Source organism: Planktothrix sp. FACHB-1355, assembly GCF_014748295.1.
GTDB lineage: Bacteria > Cyanobacteriota > Cyanobacteriia > Cyanobacteriales > Aerosakkonemataceae > Aerosakkonema > Aerosakkonema funiforme_A.
This window is the reverse complement of the sequence record NZ_JACJUP010000198.1, coordinates 1-8,020: the sequence shown is the minus strand read 5'-3', so window position 1 is coordinate 8,020 and position 8,020 is coordinate 1. Positions and strand designations below refer to the sequence as shown.

At 45.3% G+C, this 8,020-nt stretch carries 7 protein-coding genes and 1 pseudogene; 5 read left to right on the top strand and 3 right to left on the bottom strand.

Annotated features, from left to right (window positions below; all coding sequences use genetic code 11):
• From H6S82_RS11200 to codB, 3 genes are all read right to left on the bottom strand, one after another.
• Positions 1-278, bottom strand: a 278-nt coding sequence (locus H6S82_RS11200; RefSeq protein ID WP_242056906.1) for an amidase family protein, incomplete at its 3' end; no start/stop codon positions are given.
• Complete coding sequence (locus H6S82_RS11195) at positions 275-478, bottom strand: DUF4089 domain-containing protein (protein ID WP_190460993.1); 204 nt, start codon at positions 476-478, stop codon at positions 275-277. The genes H6S82_RS11195 and H6S82_RS11200, both read right to left, overlap by 4 nt.
• 15 nt (positions 479-493) lie before the next feature.
• Positions 494-1,774: a cytosine permease gene (codB, locus tag H6S82_RS11190; RefSeq protein ID WP_190460995.1), complete on the bottom strand. Its 1,281-nt coding sequence runs from the start codon at positions 1,772-1,774 to the stop codon at positions 494-496.
• Between the two features lie 148 nt (positions 1,775-1,922).
• Here codB and H6S82_RS11185 point away from each other — a divergent pair, with 148 nt between their 5' ends.
• The 5 genes and pseudogenes from H6S82_RS11185 to H6S82_RS11165 form a co-directional block, all read left to right on the top strand.
• Positions 1,923-2,339 (top strand): hypothetical protein, encoded by a 417-nt coding sequence (locus tag H6S82_RS11185; protein ID WP_190460998.1) that lies wholly within the window; start codon positions 1,923-1,925, stop codon positions 2,337-2,339.
• A gap of 494 nt (positions 2,340-2,833) precedes the next feature.
• The gene (locus H6S82_RS11180; protein ID WP_190461000.1) at positions 2,834-4,339 is read left to right on the top strand and encodes an ATP-binding protein; all 1,506 of its coding nucleotides are present in this window, start codon (positions 2,834-2,836) and stop codon (positions 4,337-4,339) included.
• The gene (locus H6S82_RS11175; RefSeq protein WP_191056228.1) at positions 4,330-4,803 is read left to right on the top strand and encodes a response regulator; all 474 of its coding nucleotides are present in this window, start codon (positions 4,330-4,332) and stop codon (positions 4,801-4,803) included. The genes H6S82_RS11180 and H6S82_RS11175 overlap by 10 nt, the downstream gene beginning before the upstream one ends.
• A gap of 17 nt (positions 4,804-4,820) precedes the next feature.
• Positions 4,821-7,580 (top strand): PAS domain S-box protein, encoded by a 2,760-nt coding sequence (locus H6S82_RS11170; protein WP_190461003.1) that lies wholly within the window; start codon positions 4,821-4,823, stop codon positions 7,578-7,580.
• A gap of 51 nt (positions 7,581-7,631) precedes the next feature.
• Positions 7,632-8,020, top strand: a pseudogene (locus H6S82_RS11165) (hypothetical protein); the annotation flags it as partial.

Sequence of the window (8,020 nt, the reverse complement as noted above, 5' to 3'; positions counted from 1 at the left end):
GACCCTGCCAAAGTAGTTATACCGGCGATATCCAATAAATCTTTAACTGCGATCGGCACACCTGCCAATATACCTGGGTCTTTGCCTTCCGCAATTTGACGATCGATTGCTTCTGCATCTGCCAAGGCGCTATCTGCCATCACAGTAGTAAAACAATTCAACCTCTGATTGCCATCGGCAATTCGACTTAATGCAGCTGCAACGATCGATTTGGCGGAAACTTCCTGTTCTCGGACTACAGAGGCAATTTGAATGGCATCGGGATAGGCTTGGATCATGGTGTAAATATTGTAGCGGCTTCGATTTCATCGGGCAGGGGAAATTCGTTGACCAGTTGGGCAACTTGGGCAATTCTAGTCATGTTGGCGATTATACCCGGTTTGTATTCCGGATCGATGGGCAAATCGATTAACTCTGCCATGCGATCGACATATTCAGCTATTTGGCGATTGGGGATGAGGGATGGGGAATCTGGCATAGGGGATGAAGAATTTCAAGATGATAAATAAGCGATGATTTTGCTAGCTAAAAAGTGAATGATTATGGCGGCGACGATGCCGTTGATAGGTTTAATGCCGGGGGAGAAGAGCGCGATCGCACTTGCTACCCCGTAAGCAGAAATCCCCGCCCAATTAAATGCCGATCGCGCTTTTTCTGGGTCGGGAAACTTGCCTTGATGAACTAGCCAGTAATCGGACACAATCACGCCGCCGATGGGTGGAATAAAAGTTCCCAGCCAAATCAGATAAGGAATCAGCATTTTGTATATGCCTCCCAAAGATAGCAGCAGCGCTAATATTGCACTACCCACAAAAAAAGCCATTCGCTTATTTTTGTGAAATACCTCAGTACTTATTGCGGAGAAAGCAGCGATCGCGTTATCTTGTGTTGTCCACATATTGACAAACAACAGCAGCAAACCTGCAAATAGCAATTCCTGATTGCCGATCACCTGCACAATATCGACATTGTTGTAAAACAGCGCATTAAAAGCACCGCACAGCATTAGAAACCCATTCGCAAAGAAGAATGCCACTATAACGATGATTACATCTTGAATTCGTATTTTAGGGAAATCAGGATTATGATAAATTTGAGTAGCACCTGCAATAAACAGACCGATAACGAAGGTTAATATCTGACCGTATGCTAATTGTCTTGCCGGTGCGAGTACTTGTAAACTTTCCATCCCGCCGACTTTAGTCATGACGATCGCCACACTCCAGAACATAGCGAAAAGTGCTGTAGAGACGGCAATACGGCTGAGCCAATCCATGACTCGATAGCCAATATAAGCGGTAATGCAAAACAAATAAGTACAAACTAAAATAGTTAACCAATTTAAGAAAATGGGTACACCCAGCAATTTATTTAGCAACTGAGCAATTATAGCTGAACCCCACACATACCAGCCAATTTGCGTGAAACTCAGCATAAACTCAACCCACTGAGAACCGACCTTGCCGAAACTAAACCTTGCCATCAGCGCCGTGCTGAGTCCGCTTTTGGCAGCAATGTAAGCGAGTGCGGCAGCATAGATACCCAAGATCGAGTTACCGATCGCGATCGATCCCAGCAGATCCGTCCAAACGCTGTATTCTGGGCCAACAAAGATTCCTGCGAATAAGGTGCCTGAGTATAAGGTAAAACCCATCAGCAGGAGCGCCAGCGACCACATAGGCTTACGCACATCCCATCCAAAGGTTTTGAGGGGGTGGTCTTCATTGGCTGGCGATGGCGTAAGCAAGTTTTGTTCTGATTTTTTACTCACCATCTGACTTGTTAGGTTAGATGCACTTAAATGCACTTAGATGGCGCGTCGCGCCAGATCAAGGGTATTTTGACATACTTTCCCACCAAATCAAAGTTATGGTAGTTAGGTTTGAACCTACTTACAACCTAGAAACAGGAGGCAAATGAATATGAATCGGATCAAAAAAGTATCTCTATATTTAAGTGCAGGTGCAATCGGAGCATTGGTAAATAGTTTGGTGGTATGGTTATCGGGAGCTACCAAACTAACCGCTCTATTGGGAGCATCTCTTGCACCAGATCTGACGCCACCTTGGTTGTATCAAAGGATAACTTGGGGAGCAATTTGGGGATTGCTATTTTTTTTCCCAATCGGGATTACAGGTAATCCAAGGCGATCGCTAATTCTGCGAGGCTTGTTGGTGTCACTTGGCCCCATACTGGCGCAACTATTTTTGTTTTTCCCTGCCAGCGGCAAAGGTTTGCTGGGCTTACAATTAGGAGTTACCGTACCCTTTTTGGTAATTTGCTTTAACGCTGTCTGGGGATTGGTGGCAGCAACTTGGATATGGGCAGCACAACTGTAGCGCCTGTGTGGGTGCGATCGATCTTCTCCAAAGCTACAACACTAGAGATTAACGGTTTTCCCCTAGATGGGACATATAAAAATTAGATGTCGGTTAGCTTGAAGCACGACTTCCCGATCGACTCAACAGATATGCGTGCGCGATTTGAGCGATCGCTCTCGTACATCGTCAATAATTAGTGAGCGGAAACAGTCCTTTCAATTAGTTTCCATCGCACCGATTCTCTTCCGCTTAGTTTGGTAATAATTATTCTAATAAGGCTACCGATCGCAGTTAGCTGGTAGGTCATCGCGAATCAAAAAAAACTTCTAATCTTATCACGTTATCCCTAATAAACCAAAATATTTTCAACAATATTCCAGATCTGGGAACAGATACATCTTAAGAAATAATTAAAATATAAGCCGTAGGGTTAATGCCGAATACAATTCATCCACCTTAAGGTAAAAAAAGTTTCGTTAAAGGTGGGTAGATTATTTCAATCAGAGAAATTCATGTCAAATCTAACACGATCTCAGATTCAGCGCTACGGGGTGGCAGTGCTGGCTGTTGGGGTGGCGCTGCTGCTGATGCTGCTGCTAGACCCCTGGATAGCCATGAAAAAGACGCCTTTCATACTGTTCTTTGGAGCTGTAATGGTAAGCGCCTGGTACGGTGGCATGGGGCCAGGATTGTTAGCTACCTTGTTGTCGGCGGTACTTAGCACTTTTTTCTTTTTACATCCCATCTCTCCCTTGACTCTGGATGCGAGCGACAGCGCCCGACTGCTATTGTTTGTAACGCAAGGGATACTGTTTAGCGCGTTGTGTAATGCGCTACAAACGGCTAATTGGCGGCTCTTCATAAACTTGATGAAGCTACAAGCAAGCGAGGAACGGTATCGTCGTTTGGTAGATACTGCCAACGAAGGCATTTGCACAATAAATCGGGAAGGACGAATAGACTACGTTAATGGGCGTATGGCGGAAATGTTGGACTACAGGGTAGAGGAAATACTCGATCGCCCTGTGTTGGAGTTTATGGAAAAAGAATCCCGGCTGGAAGCACAGGAGAAGGAGTGGCTATCTAAACAAGATCGCACACAACAACAGGACATTTGTTTTCGCCGCAAAGATAGTACCCAACTATGGGCGATTGTCTCCACTAATACGATTGTGAGCGAAAAAGGTGAGTTTTTGGGTACGCTGCTGACGATCGCAGACGTGACCGATCGCAAACAAGCAGAAGCCGAAATCAAACAACTCACAGAAAATTTGGAACAAAGAGTAAAGGAGCGTACCGCACAACTGGAAGCAACTAACAGCGAACTGGAATCTTTCTCCTATTCTGTCTCGCACGATTTGCGTGCGCCGCTGCGTCATATTAGCGGTTTTGTAGAGCTGCTGCTGAAACGGGTTAACTCCACAGGAACTATAGATGAAACCAGCCAGCGCTATCTCAAAACTATCGCAGAAACGTCAAAAAAAGCGGGAATCCTCGTAGATGACTTGTTGGCATTTTCCCGTATGGGGCGCACGGAAATGCGCTACACCTTAATTGATATGAATCAATTAATTAGAGAAGTTAAACGCGATATAGAAATGGAAACCAACGGACGTACTGTAGTTTGGCAAATTGAGGAATTACCAGCAGTACAAGGCGACCTTTCCATGATACGCCTAGTTTTACAGAATCTGATCGGCAATGCAGTTAAATATACCCAGACACGCTCGCAAGCCGAGATTGCCATTGGCAGCACCAGCAAAGAAAATGAAGTTGTGTTCTTTGTCCGCGATAATGGTGTAGGGTTCGATATGCGTTACGTACAGAAACTTTTCGGTGTGTTTCAACGCTTGCACAGTGAGGAAGAGTTCCAGGGAACTGGCATCGGATTGGCCAATGTCCGTCGAATTATCCATCGTCATCGAGGACAAACTTGGGCGGAAGGTACACCAGATCGAGGTGCGACCTTCTATTTTTCCTTGCCAAATCTGACAGCACAGGAGGCTGAATGGAATTAAAGCGAATTCTCCTAGTTGAAGACAGCCCGCAAGATGTAGAACTAACCTTGGCAGCCCTAGCTGAAAATCATTTAGCTAACGAAGTAATCGTGGTGCGCGATGGTGAGGAAGCGCTCGATTATCTTTATCGACGGGGAATTTTTAAACTGCGTTTGGAAGGCAATCCTGTCGTGGTGTTGCTGGATTTGAAATTGCCCAAGGTGGACGGATTGGAAGTACTAACACAGTTAAAGTCCGATGCGACTTTGAAAAAAATACTGATCGTGATGCTAACTTCTTCCCGCGAGGAAAAAGATTTGCTCAAAAGCTACGATTTGGGAGTAAATGCTTATGTAGTAAAGCCGGTAAACTTTGCAGAATTTGTTAACGTTATTAAAGAAGTAGGGCTTTTCTGGGCTGTGGTAAATCAGCCGCCACCCGGTTCCATGCCTCCCGTATCCAATGTTCAGCAATTAAGAGCTTGACGATAGGTTGGTGTCTCGTGAAAGTACTGCGTATTCTCCTGCTAGAAGATAGTCTGCTAGATGCAGAACTAATTTATACCAATCTTAAGGATGCTGGTATTGATTGCGATTTGGTGCGCGTAGAAACGCGGGGTGACTTTGTGGCGGCGCTGGAAAAAAACACTTTCGATCTGATTCTGGCAGACTACGCCCTCCCAGCGTTTGATGGAATTTCCGCTTTGGAAATTGCTCGCACTACATATCCGCAAGTGCCATTCATCTTTGTATCTGCTACTCTGGGTGAGGAACTGGCGATCGAAACTCTCAAAAACGGCGCTACAGACTATGTGCTGAAACAACGGTTAGGAAGGCTTGGCCCATCGGTACGTCGCGCTCTCAACGAAGCTAGGGAACACGCTCACCGCTTAAAGGCAGAATCTGCACTCCGAAATGCTCTGCAAAAACTCACTTTCCATGTCGAAAATTCACCGCTGGCAGTCGTAGAGTGGGATCGCAATTTTCGCATATCTTGGTGGTCTAAAGAAGCGGAAAGAATATTCGGTTGGTCTGCGGCGGAAGTCATAGGGAAAAAATTTTATGAGTGGGACTTCATTTATAATGAAGATATTGAATATGTTAATAGTATTATCAATAATTTAATCAATGGTATCTCAGAAAGCAATACTTCAAACAACCGCAATTATACAAAAAATGGAGATGTTATCTATTGCGAATGGTACAACTCGGCGCTCTTAGATGAATCGCGAAATTTAGTCTCTGTTATGTCTCTTGTTTTGGATGTGACGGAGCGCAAGCGGGCAGAAGAAGAACGCTATCGTCGCGAACAAGAGTTTAAAGCTTTGGCGGAAAATTCGCCCGACATTATTGCACGCATCGATCGAGGATTGCGTCACGTTTATGTGAACCGGGCAATAGAAAAAGCAACGGGAATGCCGCCAGAAGTATTCATCGGTAAAACTCACGCCGAACTGGGATTTCCCAAAGAAATTTATACTGACTGGCAAACGTACATCAAAGAAGTATTTGAAACAGGGATTGAGAAGACTTGGGAATTTGATTTCCCCACACCGAATGGAACACGTTACTATCAAGCTCGCGTGGTGCCAGAGTTGGCTATGGATGGTTCGATCGAATCTGCACTTGGCATTACCACTGATGTGACTGAGTACAAGCTAACAGAGGAATCACTGCGTCAAAGCGAAGCGCGATTCCGAAGTGTGTTTGAATCGAAGATGATCGCGATGGGTTTCTGGGATAAAAACGGTTACGTCAGTGATGCGAACGATGCTTTTCTGGAGTTAATCGGATATAGTCGGTCAGATTTTTTCGCGAAAAAATTGCATTGGAAAGATATCACGCCACCAGAATATATTGCCAGGGAAGGGCTAAATAATAAAGATATTTCACAGTTTGGTTCTTGCGCTACTTACGAGAAAGAATACATTCGCAAAGATGGCAGTTATGTCCCGGTTTTACTTGGTGGTGCCAGTTTTGAGGATACTTCGTCCGGTGGGGTTTTCTTTGCGATCGATTTGACAGAGCGCAAGAAATTGGAAAATCGCTTACGGCAACAAGCTGAGGAATTAGCGCAAGCAAATCGGATTAAGGATGAGTTTTTGGCGGTGTTGTCTCACGAGTTGCGCTCGCCTCTCAATCCGATTATGGGTTGGGCAAAGCTGCTGCGAAGTCGCAAGTTTGATGAGGAAACCACTGCTAAAGCAATTGAAACGATCGAGCGCAATGCTAAGGTACAAACTCAACTGATTGAAGATTTGCTAGATGTTTCCCGCATCATGCAGGGAAAAATCAACTTAAATATATGTTCTGTTAATTTAAAATCGACTATCGAGGCGGCGATCGAAACTGTAAGCCTTGCGGCTGAAGCCAAGTCAATTCAAATTCAGCGTGCGATCGATCCCAACGTTGTCTTAGTTTCGGGCGATCCGAACCGTTTGCAGCAAGTTGTCTGGAATTTGCTCTCTAATGCCATTAAATTTACACCAGAAGGAGGCCGCGTCGAAATTCGACTGGAACTGGTTCGCGATTCAAAACACTCAACAATCGACAATGAACAATTCCCCACAAACAATTATGTGCAAATCAAGGTAAGCGACACGGGGAAAGGTATCAGTGCTGACTTTCTACCTTATGTTTTTGATTATTTCCGTCAAGCGGATTCTTCTAGTACCAGAAAGTACGGCGGACTCGGACTTGGTTTGGCAATTGTGCGCCGCCTACTGGAGTTGCACGGCGGAAGTGTCTGTGCAGAAAGTCCGGGAGAAGGACTGGGAGCAACTTTTACCGTCAAGCTACCCTTGCTTAAACAGCGCGTTCCACTCACAAGCCAGTCGCCAGCCAAAACTCCCCAATCGCCAGTTAGCAGTCCCCTCAATGGTTTGCGGGTACTTGTAGTTGATGATGATGCTGACTCTCGCGAATTTCTGACTTTTGTACTGCAAGAATATGGTGCCCAAGCGACGGCTGTAGGGTCGGCGGCGGAAGGGTTGGAAGCTGTTTGCAAGTTGAAACCGGATGTACTGGTGAGCGATATTGGGATGCCGGGGGAAGATGGTTATAGTTTAATCCGCAAGGTGAGGGCGCTGGATGCAAAGGAAGGGGGAGAGACGCCTGCTGTTGCTCTGACGGCGTATGCTAGAGATGAAGATTGCAAACTAGCTTTGAAGCTAGGGTTCCAGATGCACGTAGCCAAGCCTGTTGAGCCAGCCGAGTTAGTTAAAGTGGTGGCAAAGTTAGGTGGTGGCGCTGAAAATTTGTGAGTTTGGCGATCGCTTCGATCTAAAAAATATAAATATGGGGAGTATTTACAATTGAAACTGGGAGTGTTGTGGCAATATTTAGGCTGTGCGGCAGTTTACTACCCCAAGCTGGCTAAAGTTACTGGCGGCGTTACGGCTGCTATTTTGTTTTGGCATATTTTCGAGCGGCAATCTCAATTGTGCAATACCGATGAGTGGGTAAAAATTAATGTTGATGAAGTTGAAGAAAAAACAGGTTTAAATAGTACCGAACAGAGACTGGCAAGGAAAAAATTGTTGGAGCGATCGCTCCTCAAAGAACGACTGGTTACCGATGACAACACTGTAGAATATTGGGCAGATATTGACGCTCTTGAAGCGCAATGGGAGGGATTTTGCCAGTCAGATTCTCGCGTTTCTTCAGATAATGAAGCCAAGGTTGAAGCAATACCTGCAAACAA